At 52.8% G+C, this 20,321-nt stretch carries 20 protein-coding genes and 1 pseudogene; 17 read left to right on the top strand and 4 right to left on the bottom strand.

The genetic code is table 11. The annotated features are described in order from the left end of the window. The first annotated feature begins 120 nt into the window (after positions 1-120). From ftsY to livJ, 5 genes and pseudogenes are all read left to right on the top strand, one after another. Positions 121-1,613, top strand: a pseudogene (gene ftsY, locus BFF42_RS15930) (signal recognition particle-docking protein FtsY). A gap of 2 nt (positions 1,614-1,615) precedes the next feature. Beyond that, positions 1,616-2,284: a cell division ATP-binding protein FtsE gene (gene ftsE, locus BFF42_RS15925; RefSeq protein WP_000617723.1), complete on the top strand. Its 669-nt coding sequence runs from the start codon at positions 1,616-1,618 to the stop codon at positions 2,282-2,284. Further along, entirely contained in the window at positions 2,277-3,335 is a 1,059-nt protein-coding gene (gene ftsX / locus BFF42_RS15920; RefSeq protein ID WP_001042006.1) for a permease-like cell division protein FtsX, read from the top strand. The genes ftsE and ftsX overlap by 8 nt, the downstream gene beginning before the upstream one ends. A 244-nt stretch (positions 3,336-3,579) precedes the next feature. Then, the gene (rpoH, locus tag BFF42_RS15915; RefSeq protein ID WP_000130217.1) at positions 3,580-4,434 is read left to right on the top strand and encodes an RNA polymerase sigma factor RpoH; all 855 of its coding nucleotides are present in this window, start codon (positions 3,580-3,582) and stop codon (positions 4,432-4,434) included. Positions 4,435-4,704: 270 nt separating this feature from the next. After that, positions 4,705-5,808, top strand: coding sequence for a branched chain amino acid ABC transporter substrate-binding protein LivJ (gene livJ / locus BFF42_RS15910; RefSeq protein WP_001022008.1), 1,104 nt, complete (start codon positions 4,705-4,707; stop codon positions 5,806-5,808). 198 nt (positions 5,809-6,006) lie between these two features. On the opposite strand, the gene panM is transcribed toward livJ, so the two are convergent. After that, positions 6,007-6,390 carry an aspartate 1-decarboxylase autocleavage activator PanM gene (gene panM / locus BFF42_RS15905; RefSeq protein ID WP_000176384.1) on the bottom strand — a complete coding sequence of 128 codons (384 nt, stop codon included), beginning with the start codon at positions 6,388-6,390 and terminating at the stop codon, positions 6,007-6,009. Positions 6,391-6,813: 423 nt separating this feature from the next. On the opposite strand from panM, the gene livK reads away from it, so the two are divergent. The 10 genes from livK (at position 6,814) to ugpQ (ending at position 17,002) form a co-directional block, all read left to right on the top strand. Further along, positions 6,814-7,923, top strand: a complete 1,110-nt coding sequence (livK, locus tag BFF42_RS15900; protein ID WP_000827696.1) for a high-affinity branched-chain amino acid ABC transporter substrate-binding protein LivK — start codon at positions 6,814-6,816, stop codon at positions 7,921-7,923. Between the two features lie 47 nt (positions 7,924-7,970). Continuing rightward, entirely contained in the window at positions 7,971-8,897 is a 927-nt protein-coding gene (gene livH / locus BFF42_RS15895; protein ID WP_001295111.1) for a high-affinity branched-chain amino acid ABC transporter permease LivH, read from the top strand. After that, positions 8,894-10,171, top strand: a complete 1,278-nt coding sequence (livM, locus tag BFF42_RS15890; RefSeq protein WP_000803797.1) for a branched chain amino acid ABC transporter permease LivM — start codon at positions 8,894-8,896, stop codon at positions 10,169-10,171. Before livH ends, livM begins: the two co-directional genes overlap by 4 nt. Beyond that, positions 10,168-10,935 (top strand): high-affinity branched-chain amino acid ABC transporter ATP-binding protein LivG, encoded by a 768-nt coding sequence (gene livG, locus BFF42_RS15885; RefSeq protein WP_000082101.1) that lies wholly within the window; start codon positions 10,168-10,170, stop codon positions 10,933-10,935. The genes livM and livG overlap by 4 nt, the downstream gene beginning before the upstream one ends. A 1-nt stretch (position 10,936) precedes the next feature. Continuing rightward, positions 10,937-11,650, top strand: a complete 714-nt coding sequence (livF, locus tag BFF42_RS15880) for a high-affinity branched-chain amino acid ABC transporter ATP-binding protein LivF (RefSeq protein WP_000416883.1) — start codon at positions 10,937-10,939, stop codon at positions 11,648-11,650. Positions 11,651-12,046: 396 nt separating this feature from the next. Continuing rightward, positions 12,047-13,363, top strand: a complete 1,317-nt coding sequence (gene ugpB, locus BFF42_RS15875) for a sn-glycerol-3-phosphate ABC transporter substrate-binding protein UgpB (RefSeq protein ID WP_039059617.1) — start codon at positions 12,047-12,049, stop codon at positions 13,361-13,363. Between the two features lie 97 nt (positions 13,364-13,460). After that, positions 13,461-14,348, top strand: coding sequence for a sn-glycerol-3-phosphate ABC transporter permease UgpA (gene ugpA, locus BFF42_RS15870; RefSeq protein ID WP_000099285.1), 888 nt, complete (start codon positions 13,461-13,463; stop codon positions 14,346-14,348). Continuing rightward, entirely contained in the window at positions 14,345-15,190 is an 846-nt protein-coding gene (gene ugpE, locus BFF42_RS15865; RefSeq protein WP_000572164.1) for a sn-glycerol-3-phosphate ABC transporter permease UgpE, read from the top strand. Before ugpA ends, ugpE begins: the two co-directional genes overlap by 4 nt. 1 nt (position 15,191) lies before the next feature. After that, positions 15,192-16,262, top strand: coding sequence for a sn-glycerol 3-phosphate ABC transporter ATP binding protein UgpC (gene ugpC, locus BFF42_RS15860; protein WP_000907808.1), 1,071 nt, complete (start codon positions 15,192-15,194; stop codon positions 16,260-16,262). Further along, positions 16,259-17,002 carry a glycerophosphodiester phosphodiesterase gene (ugpQ, locus tag BFF42_RS15855; protein WP_000073588.1) on the top strand — a complete coding sequence of 248 codons (744 nt, stop codon included), beginning with the start codon at positions 16,259-16,261 and terminating at the stop codon, positions 17,000-17,002. The genes ugpC and ugpQ overlap by 4 nt, the downstream gene beginning before the upstream one ends. On the opposite strand, the gene BFF42_RS15850 is transcribed toward ugpQ, so the two are convergent. Next, positions 16,989-17,429, bottom strand: a complete 441-nt coding sequence (locus BFF42_RS15850; protein WP_000825996.1) for a DUF2756 family protein — start codon at positions 17,427-17,429, stop codon at positions 16,989-16,991. The two genes, ugpQ and BFF42_RS15850, sit on opposite strands and share 14 nt — an antisense overlap. Before the next feature lie 119 nt (positions 17,430-17,548). Here BFF42_RS15850 and ggt point away from each other — a divergent pair, with 119 nt between their 5' ends. Next, a complete protein-coding gene (gene ggt / locus BFF42_RS15845; protein WP_016243959.1) occupies positions 17,549-19,282 on the top strand; it encodes a gamma-glutamyltransferase in 1,734 nt (577 codons plus the stop codon). Positions 19,283-19,319: 37 nt separating this feature from the next. Here ggt and BFF42_RS15840 read toward each other — a convergent pair whose 3' ends face one another. Then, positions 19,320-19,604 (bottom strand): YrhB family protein, encoded by a 285-nt coding sequence (locus BFF42_RS15840; protein WP_000634159.1) that lies wholly within the window; start codon positions 19,602-19,604, stop codon positions 19,320-19,322. Between the two features lie 199 nt (positions 19,605-19,803). Then, the gene (yrhD, locus tag BFF42_RS15835) at positions 19,804-19,959 is read right to left on the bottom strand and encodes a protein YrhD (RefSeq protein WP_133298150.1); all 156 of its coding nucleotides are present in this window, start codon (positions 19,957-19,959) and stop codon (positions 19,804-19,806) included. A 207-nt stretch (positions 19,960-20,166) separates the two neighbouring features. Here yrhD and BFF42_RS15830 point away from each other — a divergent pair. Further along, positions 20,167-20,321, top strand: a 155-nt coding sequence (locus BFF42_RS15830; protein ID WP_001348782.1) for an IS1 family transposase, incomplete at its 3' end; no start/stop codon positions are given.

Here is a 20,321-nt window from a genome sequence, read left to right as displayed (position 1 = left end):
ATACTTGCAGGCGGTGATGTGAATTAAGTTAAGTGATAGACTATTTCATCATTTTTTTAGCTGCTATGTACATAGCGTTAACGCTGTGCCATGAAGCAACAGCGAGGAGTGTAGTCGCAAATGGCGAAAGAAAAAAAACGTGGCTTTTTTTCCTGGCTGGGCTTTGGTCAAAAAGAGCAGACCCCGGAAAAAGAGACAGAAGTTCAGAATGAACAACCGGTTGTAGAAGAAATCGTTCAGGCGCAAGAGCCTGCGAAGGCTTCTGAACAAGCCGTCGAAGAGCAACCGCAGGCGCATACTGAAGCCGAGGCGGAAACTTTTGCTGCCGACGTTGTGGAAGTCACTGAACAGGTTGCTGAAAGTGAAAAAGCGCAGCCTGAAGCGGAAGTCGTTGCACAGCCGGAACCGGTCGTAGAAGAAACGCCGGAGCCAGTGGCTATCGAACGTGAAGAGCTGCCGTTGCCGGAAGACGTCAACGCCGAAGAGGTTTCGCCAGAAGAGTGGCAGGCTGAAGCGGAAACCGTAGAGATTGTCGAAGCGGCGGAAGAAGAAGCGGCTAAAGAAGAAATCACCGACGAAGAGCTGGAAGCACAGGCGCTGGCTGCCGAAGCGGCAGAAGAGGCGGTGATGGTGGTTCCTCCGGTAGAAGAGCAGCCGGTGGAAGAAATCGCTCAGGAGCAGGAAAAACCGACCAAAGAAGGTTTCTTCGCGCGCCTGAAACGCAGCCTGTTAAAAACCAAAGAAAATCTCGGTTCCGGATTTATCAGCCTGTTCCGCGGTAAAAAAATCGACGATGATCTGTTTGAGGAGCTGGAAGAACAGCTGTTGATCGCCGATGTGGGCGTGGAAACCACACGTAAAATTATCACCAATCTGACGGAAGGCGCATCCCGCAAGCAGCTTCGTGATGCCGAGGCGCTCTATGGCCTGCTGAAAGAAGAGATGGGCGAGATTCTGGCGAAAGTCGATGAGCCGCTGAATGTTGAAGGTAAAACGCCGTTCGTGATCCTGATGGTGGGCGTCAACGGTGTGGGTAAAACTACGACGATTGGTAAGCTGGCACGTCAGTTTGAGCTGCAGGGTAAATCGGTGATGCTGGCGGCGGGCGATACTTTCCGTGCAGCAGCGGTTGAACAGCTTCAGGTCTGGGGTCAGCGCAACAATATTCCGGTGATTGCCCAGCATACCGGTGCGGATTCCGCCTCTGTTATCTTCGACGCCATTCAGGCAGCTAAAGCGCGTAATATCGACGTCCTGATTGCCGATACCGCCGGACGCCTGCAGAACAAATCGCACCTGATGGAAGAGTTGAAGAAAATCGTCCGCGTGATGAAGAAACTCGACGTTGAAGCGCCGCATGAAGTTATGCTGACTATTGATGCCAGTACCGGGCAGAATGCGGTAAGCCAGGCCAAACTGTTCCACGAAGCCGTTGGCTTAACCGGCATCACGCTAACGAAACTGGACGGCACGGCGAAAGGCGGGGTAATTTTCTCGGTGGCTGACCAGTTTGGTATCCCTATCCGCTACATTGGTGTCGGCGAACGTATTGAGGATTTGCGTCCGTTTAAGGCGGACGACTTTATAGAGGCACTTTTGCCCGAGAGGATTAACAATGATTCGCTTTGAACATGTCAGCAAGGCTTATCTCGGTGGGAGACAGGCGCTGCAGGGCGTTACGTTCCATATGCAGCCGGGTGAGATGGCGTTTCTGACCGGTCATTCCGGCGCAGGGAAAAGTACCCTCCTGAAGCTGATCTGTGGGATTGAGCGGCCCAGCGCCGGGAAAATCTGGTTTAGCGGCCATGACATCACGCGTCTGAAAAACCGTGAAGTTCCGTTTCTGCGCCGCCAGATTGGCATGATTTTCCAGGATCACCATCTACTGATGGACCGTACTGTCTACGATAACGTGGCGATCCCGCTGATTATCGCTGGTGCCAGCGGTGACGATATTCGTCGCCGGGTGTCGGCGGCACTGGATAAAGTCGGGCTACTGGACAAAGCGAAGAACTTCCCTATTCAGCTTTCCGGCGGTGAACAACAGCGTGTTGGCATTGCCCGCGCGGTGGTGAATAAGCCCGCGGTACTGCTGGCGGACGAACCGACCGGTAACCTGGACGACGCGTTGTCGGAAGGGATTCTACGTCTGTTTGAAGAGTTTAACCGCGTTGGGGTAACCGTATTGATGGCAACGCACGACATCAACCTGATTTCACGGCGTTCCTATCGCATGCTCACCCTGAGCGATGGTCACTTGCATGGAGGCGTGGGCCATGAATAAGCGCGATGCAATCAATCATATTCGGCAGTTTGGTGGGCGTCTGGATCGCTTCCGTAAATCGGTCGGCGGCTCAGGCGACGGCGGTCGTAACGCACCGAAACGCGCGAAATCCTCGCCAAAACCGGTAAATCGCAAAACCAACGTTTTCAACGAACAGGTGCGCTATGCCTTCCACGGCGCATTGCAGGATCTGAAAAGCAAACCGTTCGCCACGTTTTTAACGGTGATGGTTATCGCCATCTCCCTGACGCTGCCCAGCGTCTGTTATATGGTGTACAAAAACGTTAATCAGGCGGCGACGCAGTATTATCCGTCACCGCAAATCACTGTTTACTTGCAAAAAACGCTGGACGATGACGCCGCTGCGGGCGTGGTGGCACAGTTGCAGGCCGAGCAAGGCGTGGAGAAAGTGAACTATCTTTCTCGTGAAGACGCACTGGGCGAGTTCCGTAACTGGTCTGGTTTTGGTGGTGCGCTGGATATGCTGGAAGAAAACCCGCTTCCGGCAGTGGCGGTGGTGATCCCGAAACTCGATTTTCAGGGGACGGAATCACTCAATACGCTGCGTGATCGTATCACGCAGATTAACGGCATTGACGAAGTGCGGATGGATGACAGCTGGTTTGCCCGTCTGGCGGCGTTGACCGGGCTGGTCGGGCGCGTTTCGGCGATGATCGGCGTGTTGATGGTGGCGGCAGTGTTCCTCGTCATCGGCAACAGCGTACGTCTGAGCATCTTTGCTCGCCGTGACTCCATCAACGTGCAGAAACTGATTGGTGCGACGGATGGTTTCATCCTTCGCCCGTTCCTGTATGGTGGCGCACTGCTGGGATTTTCTGGCGCATTGTTGTCATTAATTTTGTCAGAAATTCTGGTGCTGCGATTGTCATCGGCGGTTGCGGAAGTGGCACAGGTTTTCGGAACGAATTTTGATATCAATGGTTTATCGTTCGATGAATGCCTGCTATTGCTGCTGGTATGCTCGATGATTGGCTGGGTGGCAGCGTGGCTTGCCACGGTACAACATTTACGCCACTTTACGCCTGAATAATAAAAGCGTGTTATACTCTTTCCCTGCAATGGGTTCCGTAGCAGGGAAAGAGATCCCGTTGTCTCTTCCCGGTATTTCATCTCTATGTCACATTTTGTGCGTAATTTATTCACAAGCTTGCATTGAACTTGTGGATAAAATCACGGTCTGATAAAACAGTGAATGATAACCTCGTTGCTCTTAAGCTCTGGCACAGTTGTTGCTACCACTGAAGCGCCAGAAGATATCGATTGAGAGGATTTGAATGACTGACAAAATGCAAAGTTTAGCTTTAGCCCCAGTTGGCAACCTGGATTCCTACATCCGGGCAGCTAACGCGTGGCCGATGTTGTCGGCTGACGAGGAGCGGGCGCTGGCTGAAAAGCTGCATTACCATGGCGATCTGGAAGCAGCTAAAACGCTGATCCTGTCTCACCTGCGGTTTGTTGTTCATATTGCTCGTAATTATGCGGGCTATGGCCTGCCACAGGCGGATTTGATTCAGGAAGGTAACATCGGCCTGATGAAAGCAGTGCGCCGTTTCAACCCGGAAGTGGGTGTGCGCTTGGTCTCCTTCGCCGTTCACTGGATCAAAGCAGAGATCCACGAATACGTTCTGCGTAACTGGCGTATCGTCAAAGTTGCGACCACCAAAGCGCAGCGCAAACTGTTCTTCAACCTGCGTAAAACTAAGCAGCGTCTGGGCTGGTTTAACCAGGATGAAGTCGAAATGGTGGCCCGTGAACTGGGCGTAACCAGCAAAGACGTTCGTGAGATGGAATCACGTATGGCGGCACAGGACATGACCTTTGACCTGTCTTCCGACGACGATTCCGACAGCCAGCCGATGGCACCGGTGCTCTATCTGCAGGATAAATCATCTAACTTTGCCGACGGCATCGAAGATGATAACTGGGAAGAGCAGGCGGCAAACCGTCTGACCGACGCGATGCAAGGTCTGGACGAACGCAGCCAGGACATCATCCGCGCGCGCTGGCTGGACGAAGACAACAAGTCCACGTTGCAGGAACTGGCTGACCGTTACGGTGTTTCCGCTGAACGTGTACGCCAGCTGGAAAAGAACGCGATGAAAAAACTGCGCGCTGCTATAGAAGCGTAATTTCCGCTATTAAGCAGAGAACCCTGGATGAGAGTCCGGGGTTTTTGTTTTTTGGGCCTCTACAATAATCAATTCCCCCTCCGGCAAAACGTCAATCCCCACGCAGATTGTTAATAAACTGTCAAAATAGCTATTCCAATATCATAAAAATGGGGTATGTTTTAGCAGAGTATGCTGCTAAAGCACGGGTAGTTATGCATAAAACGAAATAAAGTGCTGAATCACAACGCCACAACACACGTAATAACCAGAAGAATGGGGATTCTCAGGATGAATATAAAGGGTAAAGCGTTACTGGCAGGATGTATCGCGCTGGCATTCAGCAATATGGCTCTGGCAGAAGATATTAAAGTCGCGGTCGTGGGCGCAATGTCCGGTCCGGTTGCGCAGTACGGTGACCAGGAGTTTACCGGCGCAGAGCAGGCGGTTGCGGATATCAACGCTAAAGGCGGCATTAAAGGCAACAAACTGCAAATCGTAAAATATGACGATGCCTGTGACCCGAAACAGGCGGTTGCGGTGGCGAACAAAGTCGTTAACGACGGCATTAAATATGTGATTGGTCACCTCTGTTCTTCATCAACGCAGCCTGCGTCTGATATCTACGAAGACGAAGGCATTTTAATGATCACCCCAGCGGCAACCTCGCCGGAGCTGACCGCCCGTGGCTATCAGCTGATCCTGCGCACCACCGGCCTGGACTCCGACCAGGGGCCGACGGCGGCGAAATATATTCTTGAGAAAGTGAAACCGCAGCGTATTGCTATCGTTCACGACAAACAGCAATACGGCGAAGGTCTGGCGCGAGCGGTGCAGGACGGCCTGAAGAAAGGCAATGCTAACGTGGTGTTCTTTGATGGTATCACCGCCGGGGAAAAAGATTTCTCAACGCTGGTGGCGCGTCTGAAAAAAGAGAATATCGACTTCGTTTACTACGGCGGTTATCACCCGGAAATGGGGCAAATCCTGCGTCAGGCACGCGCGGCAGGGCTGAAAACTCAGTTTATGGGGCCGGAAGGTGTGGCTAACGTTTCGCTGTCTAACATTGCGGGCGAATCAGCGGAAGGGCTGCTGGTGACCAAGCCGAAGAACTACGATCAGGTTCCGGCGAACAAACCCATTGTTGACGCCATCAAAGCGAAAAAACAGGACCCAAGCGGCGCATTCGTTTGGACCACCTACGCCGCGCTGCAATCTTTGCAGGCGGGCCTGAATCAGTCTGACGATCCGGCTGAGATCGCCAAATACCTGAAAGCGAACTCCGTGGATACCGTGATGGGTCCGCTGACGTGGGATGAGAAAGGTGATCTGAAAGGCTTTGAGTTCGGCGTATTTGACTGGCACGCCAACGGCACGGCGACCGATGCGAAGTAATCATTAATCGGCAACTTTGGGTTGCCGCCAAATTGCTAATATCGAGTACGTTGCTTCATGCCGGATGCGGCGTAAACGCCTTATCCGGCCTACAAGATCCAAAGAAATCAGTAAATTGCAACACACATTGTAGGCCTGATAAGCGTAGCGCATCAGGCAATTTCTCGTTGGTCATCACTTTTGAAATCAACTTGACGATTAACGCTTCTCCCAGCCGCCCTGTTGCGCCGTAAATCCCAGTGCCTGCATAAACGCCGTCATCACACCGCGATCTTCCACGCCTGCATCCGCCATCCACCAGCATGAAACGCCAGGATTGTTACGCAAAACCTCTTCCAGCAGATATTGCCCCACACCGCGACGTCGGGTGACTTCCCGCACACGCAGGGAATCCAGTGCTCCCTCGGTGCCGCTTAAGGTTACCCGTACGGCAGCGAGCAGGCGCTCGTTAAAACGCGCGGCGTAGATACGGTGGTTATCGTCAACCTGTAAAGAGGAAGGGGAATACTCCGGCCAGATCTTTTGCAGGTCAATCCGGTCCTGGTCGCTAAAGTTTTCTAATCGAATGATAGTCAGCGTCATGGGTAACCCGTGTAAATCACAAAAGTGGAACCAGTGTAGCGAAATAATTTAATCGGAGGCTTTCTCTTTTTTATTTCTTTTGGCAGGTGATTAATTTTTTAACAGCAATAATTACAAAGTTAAAACATTAGAGAATGAAAAATACCCAGCATAATCCCCTGAATGGTAGTGAATTATTCCGCCCTTTGTGCCGTTATTTTATGCTGACAAAGGCACTTTTTTCTGTTTATCTATCAATAAATTCAGAATATTATCTGTTCTTAATCGACTGAAAGATAGGGATTTTAATCACTATTATCACAAAATACTGCGCTAAACCCTTAATCAGACAGGCAAAAACAGTGCAGTATAAAAAAAGAACAGTCTGATTTGTTAACACATAAAAACAAAGCAACACAACATCACGAATGGGGATTTTTGACTATGAAACGGAATGCGAAAACTATCATCGCAGGGATGATTGCACTGGCAATTTCACACACCGCTATGGCTGACGATATTAAAGTCGCCGTTGTCGGCGCGATGTCCGGCCCGATTGCCCAGTGGGGCGATATGGAATTTAACGGCGCGCGTCAGGCGATTAAAGACATTAATGCCAAAGGGGGAATTAAGGGCGACAAGCTGGTTGGCGTGGAATATGACGACGCCTGCGACCCGAAACAAGCCGTTGCGGTCGCCAACAAAATCGTTAATGACGGCATTAAATACGTTATTGGTCATCTGTGTTCTTCTTCTACCCAACCTGCATCAGATATCTACGAAGACGAAGGTATTCTGATGATCTCACCGGGAGCGACCAACCCGGAGCTGACCCAACGCGGTTATCAACACATTATGCGTACTGCCGGGCTGGACTCTTCCCAGGGGCCAACGGCGGCAAAATACATTCTTGAGACGGTGAAGCCCCAGCGCATCGCCATCATTCACGACAAACAACAGTATGGCGAAGGGCTGGCGCGTTCGGTGCAGGACGGGCTGAAAGCGGCTAACGCCAACGTCGTCTTCTTCGACGGTATTACCGCCGGGGAGAAAGATTTCTCCGCGCTGATCGCCCGCCTGAAAAAAGAAAACATCGACTTCGTTTACTACGGCGGTTACTACCCGGAAATGGGGCAGATGCTGCGCCAGGCCCGTTCCGTTGGCCTGAAAACTCAGTTTATGGGGCCGGAAGGTGTGGGTAACGCATCATTGTCGAATATTGCCGGTGATGCTGCCGAAGGCATGTTGGTCACTATGCCAAAACGCTATGACCAGGATCCGGCAAACCAGGGCATCGTTGATGCGCTGAAAGCAGACAAGAAAGATCCGTCCGGGCCTTATGTCTGGATCACCTACGCGGCGGTGCAATCTCTGGCGACTGCCCTTGAGCGTACTGGCAGCGATGAGCCGCTGGCGCTGGTGAAAGATTTAAAAGCTAACGGTGCAAACACCGTGATTGGGCCGCTGAACTGGGATGAAAAAGGCGATCTTAAGGGATTTGATTTTGGTGTCTTCCAGTGGCACGCCGACGGTTCATCCACGGCAGCCAAGTGATCATCCCACCGCCCGTAAAATGCGGGCGGGTTTAGAAAGGTTACCTTATGTCTGAGCAGTTTTTGTATTTCTTGCAGCAGATGTTTAACGGCGTCACGCTGGGCAGTACCTACGCGCTGATAGCCATCGGCTACACCATGGTTTACGGCATTATCGGCATGATCAACTTCGCCCACGGCGAGGTTTATATGATTGGCAGCTACGTCTCATTTATGATCATCGCCGCGCTGATGATGATGGGCATTGATACCGGCTGGCTGCTGGTGGCGGCGGGATTCGTCGGCGCAATCGTCATTGCCAGCGCCTACGGCTGGAGTATCGAACGGGTAGCCTATCGCCCGGTGCGTAACTCTAAGCGCCTGATTGCGCTCATCTCGGCAATCGGCATGTCCATCTTCCTGCAAAACTACGTTAGCCTGACTGAAGGTTCGCGTGACGTGGCGCTGCCCAGTCTGTTTAACGGTCAGTGGGTGGTGGGGCATAGCGAAAACTTCTCTGCCTCTATTACCACCATGCAGGCAGTGATCTGGATTGTTACTTTCCTCGCCATGCTGGCGCTGACGATTTTCATTCGTTATTCCCGTATGGGGCGCGCCTGCCGTGCCTGCGCGGAAGATCTGAAAATGGCGAGCCTGCTTGGCATCAACACCGACCGGGTGATTGCTTTGACCTTTGTTATTGGCGCGGCGATGGCGGCAGTGGCTGGCGTACTGCTCGGTCAGTTCTACGGCGTCATTAACCCCTATATCGGCTTTATGGCCGGGATGAAAGCCTTTACCGCTGCGGTGCTCGGTGGGATTGGCAGCATTCCAGGGGCGATGATTGGTGGGCTGATCCTGGGGATTGCGGAGGCGCTCTCTTCTGCCTATCTGAGTACGGAATATAAGGATGTGGTTTCATTTGCCCTGCTGATTCTGGTGCTGCTGGTGATGCCGACCGGTATTCTGGGTCGCCCGGAGGTAGAGAAAGTATGAAACCGATGCATATTGCAATGGCGCTGCTCTCTGCCGCGATGTTTTTTGTTCTGGCGGGCGTCTTTATGGGCGTGCAACTGGAGCTGGATGGCACCAAACTGGTGGTCGACACGGCTTCAGACATCCGTTGGCAGTGGGTGTTTATCGGCACGGCGGTGGTCTTTTTCTTCCAGCTTTTGCGACCGGCTTTCCAGAAAGGGCTAAAAAGCGTTTCCGGACCGAAGTTTATTCTGCCCGCGATTGATGGCTCCACGGTGAAGCAGAAACTGTTCCTCGTGGCGCTGTTGGTGCTTGCGGTGGCGTGGCCGTTTATGGTGTCACGTGGGACGGTGGATATCGCCACTCTGACCATGATCTACATTATCCTCGGTCTCGGGCTGAATGTGGTTGTTGGTCTTTCTGGTCTGCTGGTGCTGGGGTACGGCGGTTTTTACGCCATCGGCGCTTACACCTTTGCGCTGCTCAATCACTATTACGGCTTGGGCTTCTGGACTTGTCTGCCGATTGCCGGGTTAATGGCAGCGGCGGCGGGCTTCCTGCTCGGCTTTCCGGTGCTGCGTCTGCGCGGTGATTATCTGGCGATCGTTACCCTCGGCTTCGGCGAAATTGTGCGCATATTGCTGCTCAATAACACCGAAATTACCGGCGGCCCGAACGGAATCAGTCAGATCCCGAAACCGACTTTCTTCGGCCTTGAGTTCAGCCGTACCGCCCGTGAAGGCGGTTGGGACACGTTCAGTAATTTCTTTGGCCTGAAATACGATCCCTCCGATCGCGTCATCTTCCTGTATCTGGTGGCGTTGCTGCTGGTGGTGCTAAGCCTGTTTGTCATTAACCGCCTGCTGCGGATGCCGCTGGGGCGTGCGTGGGAAGCGTTGCGTGAAGATGAGATCGCCTGCCGTTCGCTGGGCTTAAGCCCGCGTCGTATCAAGCTGACCGCTTTTACCATCAGTGCCGCGTTTGCCGGTTTTGCCGGAACGCTGTTTGCTGCGCGCCAGGGCTTTGTCAGCCCGGAATCCTTCACCTTTGCTGAATCGGCGTTTGTACTGGCGATAGTGGTGCTCGGCGGTATGGGATCGCAGTTTGCGGTGATTCTGGCGGCAATTTTGCTGGTAGTGTCGCGCGAGTTGATGCGTGATTTCAACGAATACAGCATGTTAATGCTCGGTGGTTTGATGGTGCTGATGATGATCTGGCGTCCGCAGGGCTTGCTGCCCATGACGCGCCCGCAACTGAAGCTGAAAAATGGCGCAGCGAAAGGAGAGCAGGCATGAGTCAGCCATTATTATCTGTGAACGGCCTGATGATGCGCTTCGGCGGCCTGCTGGCGGTGAACAACGTCAATCTTGAACTGTACCCGCAGGAGATCGTCTCGTTAATCGGTCCTAACGGTGCCGGAAAAACCACGGTCTTTAACTGCCTGACCGGATTCTACAAACCCACTGGAGGCACCATTTTACTGCGCGATCAGCATCTGGAAGGTTTACCGGGGCAGCAAATTGCCCGCATGGGCGTGGTGCGTACCTTCCAGCATGTGCGTCTGTTCCGTGAAATGACGGTGATTGAAAACCTGCTGGTGGCGCAGCATCAGCAACTGAAAACCGGGCTGTTCTCTGGCCTGTTGAAAACGCCATCCTTCCGTCGCGCCCAGAGCGAAGCGCTCGATCGCGCCGCGACCTGGCTTGAGCGCATTGGTTTGCTGGAACACGCCAACCGTCAGGCGAGTAACCTGGCCTATGGTGACCAGCGCCGTCTTGAGATTGCCCGCTGCATGGTGACGCAGCCGGAGATTTTAATGCTCGACGAACCTGCGGCAGGTCTTAACCCGAAAGAGACGAAAGAGCTGGATGAGCTGATTGCCGAACTGCGCAATCATCACAACACCACTATCTTGTTGATTGAACACGATATGAAGCTGGTGATGGGAATTTCGGACCGAATTTACGTGGTCAATCAGGGGACGCCACTGGCAAACGGTACGCCGGAGCAAATCCGTAATAACCCGGACGTGATCCGTGCCTATTTAGGTGAGGCATAAGATGGAAAAAGTCATGTTGTCCTTTGACAAAGTCAGCGCCCACTACGGCAAAATCCAGGCGCTGCATGAGGTGAGCCTGCATATCAATCAGGGCGAGATTGTCACGCTGATTGGCGCGAACGGGGCGGGGAAAACCACCTTGCTCGGCACGTTATGCGGCGATCCGCGCGCCGCCAGCGGGCGAATTGTGTTTGATGATAAAGACATTACCGACTGGCAGACGGCGAAAATCATGCGCGAAGCGGTAGCGATTGTCCCGGAAGGGCGTCGCGTCTTCTCGCGGATGACGGTGGAAGAGAACCTGGCGATGGGCGGCTTTTTTGCCGAACGCGACCAGTTCCAGGAGCGCATAAAGTGGGTGTATGAACTGTTTCCACGTCTGCATGAGCGCCGTGTTCAGCGGGCAGGCACCATGTCCGGCGGTGAGCAACAAATGCTGGCGATTGGTCGCGCGCTGATGAGCAACCCGCGTTTGCTGCTACTTGATGAGCCATCGCTCGGTCTTGCGCCGATTATCATCCAGCAAATTTTCGACACCATCGAGCAGCTGCGCGAGCAGGGGATGACTATCTTCCTCGTCGAGCAGAACGCCAACCAGGCGCTAAAGCTGGCGGATCGCGGCTACGTGCTGGAAAACGGCCATGTGGTGCTCTCCGATACCGGCGACGCGCTGCTGGCGAACGAGGCAGTGAGAAGTGCGTATTTAGGCGGGTAATAACACGTTGATTGATAAGGAGTCAAAAGACTCCTTTGAGACAGGTGACAAATGTAAAATTGCCTGATGCGCTGCGCTTATCAGGCCTACTGGGTGAGTTGCAATATATTGAATTTGCACGATCTTGTAGGCCGGATAAGGCGTTTACGCCGCATCCGGCATGAAACGATGAGTAATCTGTAGAGTTTGATTCAGACCTTCTATTTTTCCGCTTATCCGTGCCCCATCTCCCATTTTCCCTCACCCACGCCGTCACCGCCTTGTCATCTTTCTGACACCTTACTATCTTACAAATGTAACAAAAAAGTTATTTTTCTGTAATTCGAGCATGTCATGTTACCCCGCGAGCATAAAACGCGTGAATTCGCGCATTCGGTACAACAAGAGAGATAAACGATGAAACCGTTACATTATACAGCTTCAGCACTGGCGCTCGGACTGGCGTTAATGGGGAATGCACAGGCAGTGACGACCATTCCGTTCTGGCATTCTATGGAAGGGGAACTGGGTAAAGAGGTGGATTCTCTGGCCCAACGTTTTAACGCCGAAAATCCGGATTACAAAATTGTACCGACCTATAAAGGCAACTACGAACAGAATTTAAGCGCGGGGATTGCCGCATTTCGTACCGGCAACGCTCCGGCTATTTTGCAGGTTTATGAAGTTGGCACCGCCACCATGATGGCATCGAAAGCCATTAAACCGGTATATGACGTGTTTAAAGAGGCGGGGATTCAATTCGATGAGTCGCAGTTTGTGCCGACGGTTTCCGGTTACTACTCCGACAGCAAAACGGGCCACTTACTCTCCCAGCCATTCAACAGCTCGACTCCCGTTCTCTATTACAACAAAGACGCCTTCAAGAAAGCGGGGTTAGACCCGGAACAGCCGCCGAAAACCTGGCAGGATCTGGCGGACTATGCCGCGAAACTGAAAGCCTCCGGCATGAAGTGCGGCTACGCCAGCGGCTGGCAGGGCTGGATCCAACTGGAAAACTTTAGCGCTTGGAACGGTCTGCCGTTTGCCAGCAAAAACAACGGCTTTGACGGCACAGATGCGGTGCTGGAGTTCAACAAGCCGGAGCAGGTGAAACACATCGCCATGCTCGAGGAGATGAACAAGAAGGGCGACTTCAGCTACGTCGGTCGTAAGGATGAATCCACCGAGAAGTTCTATAACGGTGATTGCGCGATGACCACCGCCTCTTCCGGTTCTCTTGCCAACATTCGCGAGTACGCCAAATTTAACTACGGCGTAGGCATGATGCCTTACGACGGCGATGCGAAAGATGCGCCACAAAACGCCATTATCGGCGGAGCCAGCCTGTGGGTGATGCAGGGTAAAGATAAAGAAACGTATACCGGTGTGGCGAAGTTCCTCGATTTCCTCGCGAAGCCAGAAAACGCTGCCGAGTGGCATCAGAAAACCGGTTATCTGCCAATCACCAAAGCAGCGTATGACCTGACCCGTGAGCAGGGCTTTTATGAGAAAAACCCAGGGGCGGATACCGCGACGCGTCAGATGCTGAATAAGCCGCCGTTGCCGTTCACCAAAGGGCTGCGTCTGGGCAACATGCCGCAGATCCGCGTGATTGTGGATGAAGAGCTGGAGAGCGTGTGGACCGGTAAGAAGACACCACAGCAGGCACTGGATACCGCCGTTGAGCGTGGGAACCAGTTACTGCGCCGCTTTGAGAAATCGACGAAGTCTTAATCAGTGTAATGTCGGATGCGTTTCGCTTATCTGACCTGGCATCGCGTGTAGGCCGGATAAGCGAAGCGCATCCGGCACAGTTCAGGAATTAACCGTAATGTCATCATCCCGTCCGGTGTTCCGCTCGCGCTGGCTGCCTTATCTGCTGGTCGCGCCGCAGCTCATCATCACCGTTATCTTTTTTATCTGGCCTGCGGGCGAAGCGTTGTGGTACTCGCTGCAAAGCGTCGATCCGTTTGGTTTCTCCAGCCAGTTTGTCGGTCTGGATAACTTCGTCACGCTGTTCCATGACAGCTACTATCTAGACTCCTTCTGGACGACGATAAAATTCAGCACCTTTGTCACCGTCAGCGGTTTGCTGGTATCGCTGTTCTTTGCGGCGCTGGTGGAGTACATCGTGCGCGGCAGCCGTTTCTATCAAACCTTGATGCTGCTGCCGTATGCCGTGGCTCCCGCCGTTGCCGCCGTATTGTGGATCTTCCTGTTTAACCCCGGTCGCGGGCTGATCACCCATTTTCTCGCTGAGTTCGGCTACGACTGGAACCACGCGCAAAACAGCGGTCAGGCAATGTTTCTGGTGGTGTTTGCCTCGGTGTGGAAGCAAATCAGCTACAACTTTCTGTTCTTCTATGCCGCGCTGCACTCCATTCCCCGTTCGTTGATCGAAGCCGCAGCCATCGACGGTGCAGGGCCGATTCGCCGCTTCTTTAAGATTGCGCTGCCGCTTATCGCCCCGGTGAGTTTCTTCCTGCTGGTAGTGAACCTGGTGTATGCCTTCTTCGACACCTTCCCGGTGATCGACGCCGCCACGTCCGGCGGGCCGGTTCAGGCCACCACGACGCTGATTTATAAGATCTACCGCGAAGGTTTTACCGGACTGGATCTGGCTTCGTCTGCCGCACAGTCGGTGGTGTTGATGTTCCTCGTCATCGTGCTGACGGTGGTGCAGTTCCGCTATGTTGAAAGCAAGGTGCGTTACCAATGATTGAGAACCGTCCGTGGCTGACGATATTCAGCCATACCATGCTGATCCTCGGGATCGCGGTGATCCTCTTCCCGCTGTACGTGGCGTTTGTCGCGGCGACGCTGGATAAACAGGCCGTCTATGCCGCGCCGATGACGCTCATCCCCGGCACACATCTGCTGGAAAATATCCACAACATCTGGGTTAACGGGGTAGGTACGAATAGCGCGCCGTTCTGGCGGATGTTGCTTAACAGCTTTGTGATGGCGTTCAGCATTACGCTCGGCAAAATTACCGTCTCGATGCTCTCGGCATTTGCCATTGTCTGGTTTCGTTTTCCGCTACGTAACCTCTTCTTCTGGATGATTTTTATCACCCTGATGCTGCCGGTTGAAGTACGTATCTTCCCGACGGTGGAAGTCATCGCCAACCTGAAGATGCTCGACAGCTACGCCGGTTTAACGCTGCCGCTGATGGCCTCGGCGACCGCCACGTTTCTGTTTCGCCAGTTCTTTATGACGCTGCCGGATGAACTGGTGGAAGCGGCGCGGATCGACGGCGCATCGCCAATGCGCTTCTTTTGCGACATCGTTTTTCCGCTCTCCAAAACTAATCTGGCGGCGCTGTTTGTGATCACCTTTATTTACGGCTGGAACCAGTATTTGTGGCCGTTGTTGATTATTACCGACGTGGATCTCGGCACCACCGTGGCAGGGATCAAAGGGATGATCGCCACTGGCGAAGGCACCACGGAATGGAACTCAGTGATGGCGGCGATGTTGTTAACCCTGATCCCACCAGTAGTGATTGTTTTAGTGATGCAGCGTGCCTTCGTGCGCGGCCTGGTCGATAGTGAGAAATAAGATGGCAGGACTGAAATTACAGGCAGTAACCAAAAGCTGGGATGGCAAAACCCAGGTCATTAAACCGCTGACCCTTGATGTGGCTGATGGCGAATTTATCGTGATGGTCGGGCCGTCTGGCTGCGGGAAATCGACGCTGCTGCGTATGGTTGCCGGGCTGGAGCGGGTGACCGAAGGCGATATCTGGATCAACGACCAGCGCGTGACTGAAATGGAGCCGAAAGATCGCGGGATTGCGATGGTGTTCCAGAACTACGCGCTTTATCCGCATATGAGCGTCGAAGAAAACATGGCGTGGGGGCTTAAAATTCGCGGCATGGGCAAGCAGCAAATTGCCGAGCGCGTTAAAGAAGCGGCGCGCATTCTGGTGCTGGACGGTCTGCTCAAACGTCGCCCGCGTGAGCTATCCGGCGGTCAGCGTCAGCGTGTAGCGATGGGCCGCGCGATTGTGCGCGATCCGGCGGTGTTCCTGTTTGATGAGCCGCTCTCTAACCTCGATGCCAAGCTGCGCGTGCAGATGCGTCTTGAACTGCAACAGTTGCACCGTCGCCTGAAAACGACTTCACTCTACGTTACTCACGATCAGGTTGAAGCGATGACGCTCGCCCAGCGAGTAATGGTGATGAACGGCGGCGTTGCCGAACAGATTGGCACACCAGTTGAAGTCTACGAAAAGCCCGCCAGCCTGTTTGTAGCGAGTTTTATCGGCAGTCCGGCGATGAACCTGCTGACAGGCCGCGTGAATAACGAAGGCACGCATTTCGAACTGGACGGCGGTATTGAGCTGCCGCTAAACGGTGGCTACCGTCAGTATGCCGGGCGTAAAATGACTCTCGGCATTCGCCCGGAACATATTGTGCTAAGCTCGCAGGCAGAAGGCGGCGTACCGCTGGTGATGGACACGCTGGAGATCCTCGGCGCAGATAACCTGGCGCACGGACGCTGGGGCGAGCAGAAGCTGGTGGTGCGACTGGCGCATCAGGAGCGCCCGACGGCAGGCAGCACGCTGTGGCTGCATCTGGCGGAAAATCAGCTGCATCTTTTTGATGGTGAAACAGGACAACGAGTATGAGTAACTGGCCTTATCCCCGCATCGTCGCTCATCGTGGCGGCGGTAAGCTGGCCCCGGAAAACACCCTGGCGGCAATCGACGTCGGGGCAAAATACGGTCATAAGATGATCGAATTTGACGCGAAGTTATCGAAAGATGGCGAGATCTTCCTGCTCCATGACGACAATCTCGAACGCACCAGCAACGGCTGGGGCGTCGCGGGTGAACTGAACTGGCAGGATTTACTGCGCGTGGATGCGGGCAGTTGGTACAGCAAAGCGTTTAAAGGTGAGCCGCTGCCGTTGCTTTCGCAGGTGGCGGAACGCTGTCGCGAACACGGGATGATGGCGAATATCGAAATCAAACCCACCACTGGCACTGGACCATTAACGGGCAAAATGGTGGCGCTGGCGGCACGCCAACTGTGGGCCGGTATGACGCCGCCGCTGCTGTCATCGTTTGAGATTGATGCTTTAGAAGCTGCACAGCTGGCGGCACCGGAACTGCCGCGTGGTTTATTGCTTGATGAGTGGCGCGACGACTGGCGCGAACTGACCGCGCGGCTGGGCTGCGTCTCTATTCATCTCAATCATAAGTTACTCGATAAAGCGCGAGTGATGCAGTTGAAAGACGCCGGATTACGGATTCTGGTTTATACCGTCAATAAACCCCAGCGCGCGGCAGAGTTGCTGCGCTGGGGCGTGGATTGCATCTGTACCGATGCGATTGACGTGATTGGTCCGAACTTTACGGCCCAATAGTTTTCAACGGAATGTCAGGCTGCGGCGTGCTGGGCTGATTCAGCATGTCGCCGTTTCTCCTCTCCGGCAGCATATGCTGCTGATTCAACGAACTATCCGGATTACGGTTGCTGTTTAACATCCCGCCGTTGGTGTTGGGCAGCATTTGCTGCCGGGCGGGATTTCGCTCCCCCGGCTGTGACTGCAACACCCGCTGAGAATTATTGTTTATCTGGTTTTCTAAATGCTGCTGTTGCAACTGAGTTTGCGTTTTCAGTTGCTGATTCAGCATCCCTTTTTGCTGGATTTGCTGAGTTTGCATCTGGGTTTGCATCCGCTGCTGGCTGGGTATCTGATACCCCGGCTGGTTAGGGTTGTTCAGAGTATTAATGGGCTGTGCAAAGCCGACAAACGGCAGGAGTGCCGTAAGAATCAGAAGTCGTTTCATCGCGTATCCTCCTCTGAAGATATCCTTTAAGTTTACTCGCTTCCCGACAAAACGATGATTAATTCAGAGTTATATACCAGGCTTAGCTGGGGTTGCCCCTTAATCTCTGGAGAATAACGATGATAAAACCGACGTTTTTACGCCGGGTAGCCATTGCTGCTCTGCTCTCAGGAAGTTGTTTTAGCGCCGTCGCCGCGCCTCCTGTTTCTTACGGCGTGGAGGAAGATATCTTCCATCCGGTACGCGCGAAACAGGGGATGGTGGCGTCTGTCGATGCCACTGCCACCCAAGTGGGGGTAGATATTCTAAAGGAGGGCGGGAATGCCGTTGATGCCGCCGTGGCGGTGGGCTACGCGCTGGCGGTAACGCATCCGCAGGCAGGGAATCTGGGCGGTGGTGGTTTTATGCTGATCCGCTCGAAAAATGGCAATACCACCGCTATCGATTTCCGCGAGATGGCACCCGCTAAAGCGACCCGCGATATGTTCCTTGATGACCAGGGCAACCCGGACAGCAAAAAATCACTCACTTCGCATCTGGCTTCCGGCACGCCCGGTACGGTCGCTGGTTTCTCGCTGGCGTTGGATAAGTACGGCACTATGCCGTTGAACAAAGTGGTGCAGCCCGCGTTCAAACTGGCACGCGATGGTTTTATCGTTAACGATGCTTTGGCAGACGATCTCAAAACCTACGGTAGCGAAGTGTTGCCGAATCACGAAAACAGCAAAGCTATCTTCTGGAAAGAGGGCGAACCGCTGAAAAAGGGCGACAAGCTGGTGCAGGCGAACCTGGCAAAGAGCCTGGAGATGATTGCCGAAAACGGCCCGGACGAATTCTATAAAGGCACGATAGCGGAACAGATTGCCCAGGAGATGCAGAAAAACGGTGGCTTGATCACTAAAGAAGATTTAGCGGCGTATAAAGCGGTCGAACGCACACCGATAAGTGGCGATTATCGCGGGTATCAGGTTTACTCCATGCCACCGCCATCCTCCGGCGGGATCCATATCGTACAAATCCTCAATATTCTGGAAAACTTCGATATGAAGAAATACGGATTTGGCAGCGCCGATGCGATGCAAATCATGGCAGAAGCGGAGAAATACGCCTACGCCGACCGCTCGGAATATCTTGGCGACCCGGATTTTGTCAAAGTACCGTGGCAGGCGCTGACCAATAAAGCCTATGCCAAATCTATTGCCGATCAAATTGATATCAATAAAGCGAAGCCATCCAGCGAAATTCGCCCCGGCAAGCTTGCGCCTTATGAGAGTAATCAAACTACCCATTACTCAGTGGTGGATAAAGATGGTAACGCGGTGGCGGTGACCTATACGCTGAACACCACCTTCGGTACGGGCATTGTCGCGGGCGAGAGCGGTATTCTGCTTAATAATCAGATGGATGATTTCTCCGCTAAACCGGGCGTACCGAACGTTTACGGGCTGGTGGGCGGTGATGCCAACGCCGTCGGGCCGAATAAACGTCCGCTGTCGTCAATGTCACCAACGATTGTGGTGAAAGACGGTAAAACCTGGCTGGTCACCGGTAGCCCTGGCGGGAGCCGGATCATCACTACAGTGCTGCAAATGGTGGTGAATAGCATCGATTATGGCATGAACGTCGCCGAAGCGACCAATGCGCCGCGTTTCCACCATCAGTGGTTGCCGGACGAGCTGCGTGTCGAAAAAGGGTTTAGCCCGGATACGCTCAAGCTGCTGGAAGCAAAAGGTCAGAAAGTGGCGCTGAAAGAGGCGATGGGCAGTACACAAAGCATTATGGTTGGGCCGGACGGTGAGTTGTACGGCGCATCCGACCCGCGCTCGGTGGATGATTTAACGGCGGGGTACTAAGGTTAGCGGCCCTCTTCGTGGGAAGAGGGCTATTTTGTCAGGGCAAGCCGAAGGTAGCCTTTTTTATTTCGTAATCCTGTAGATATTCTTCCAGCGGCTTTGCCGTTCCCAGAGAATGAATTTCACCACTGTCTTTATCAATAATAAAAGGTGCGTTACCAGCTAAGCGCGCGGCCTCATCTCCAGTTTCGAGAAATTCTCGTGCTTCGAAACAGAAATACCAGCCCTGGCTAAAGCGTCCATGTAGAGTAATGACGACCGGGAGATCTGCATCATCAAGGTAATGGTTCGCTTTCGCGAATGCGTCGTGATAAGTAATCATAATTATAATAAATATTATTGTTGAGTGTTATATTATTATTCCTGTGTGATACATTGAGCAAAGACGTGTTCATCTTCGTCAAAGATATTATTAAATGCTGGTTTTGAAAAAAGTTCATCGGATAAGATATAGTCACGAAATAAGTATCTGCTAATATTTTATAATTTCTTTTTCAGAACGTCGAACGGGATTTTCTTATTTAAGATATCAGAATCTTATGATTCGGGTAAAATTCTAAATAAATCAATATGTCATTAAAATCATCATAGCCATTAGCTATTTCGGCTAAAATAGAGACTACATGTCTTCGGTCCATCTCACTTAAGGAGTGTAGTTCCGTTGTAAGTTTTTCCATAGCTTGCACTGCTAAATTTCGAACAAGGAATTTTCTGCTGGTAATCTCTAAAAAGATGGCATGGTTTACAATGATTTTTGTTTCCTTTTGATTATTATGAACAACTGTCCATGATTTCGTTTAAGAATGAAGAGAAATCACTAAACGAACTGGGTAATGCTGCCAACTTACTGATTTAGTGTATGATGGTGATTTTAAGGTGCTTGCGTGGCTTCCATTTCCATCAGATGTCCTTCCTGCTCCGCTACTGAAGGCGTGGTGCGTAACGGCAAAAGCACTGCCGGACATCAGCGCTATCTCTGCTCTCATTGCCGTAAAACATGGCAACTACAGTTCACTTACACCGCCTCTCAGCCCGGTAC

The organism is Shigella sp. FC1661 (genome assembly GCF_001712525.1).
Lineage (GTDB): Bacteria > Pseudomonadota > Gammaproteobacteria > Enterobacterales > Enterobacteriaceae > Escherichia > Escherichia coli.
This window is presented reverse-complemented; position numbering and strand designations above follow the sequence as displayed.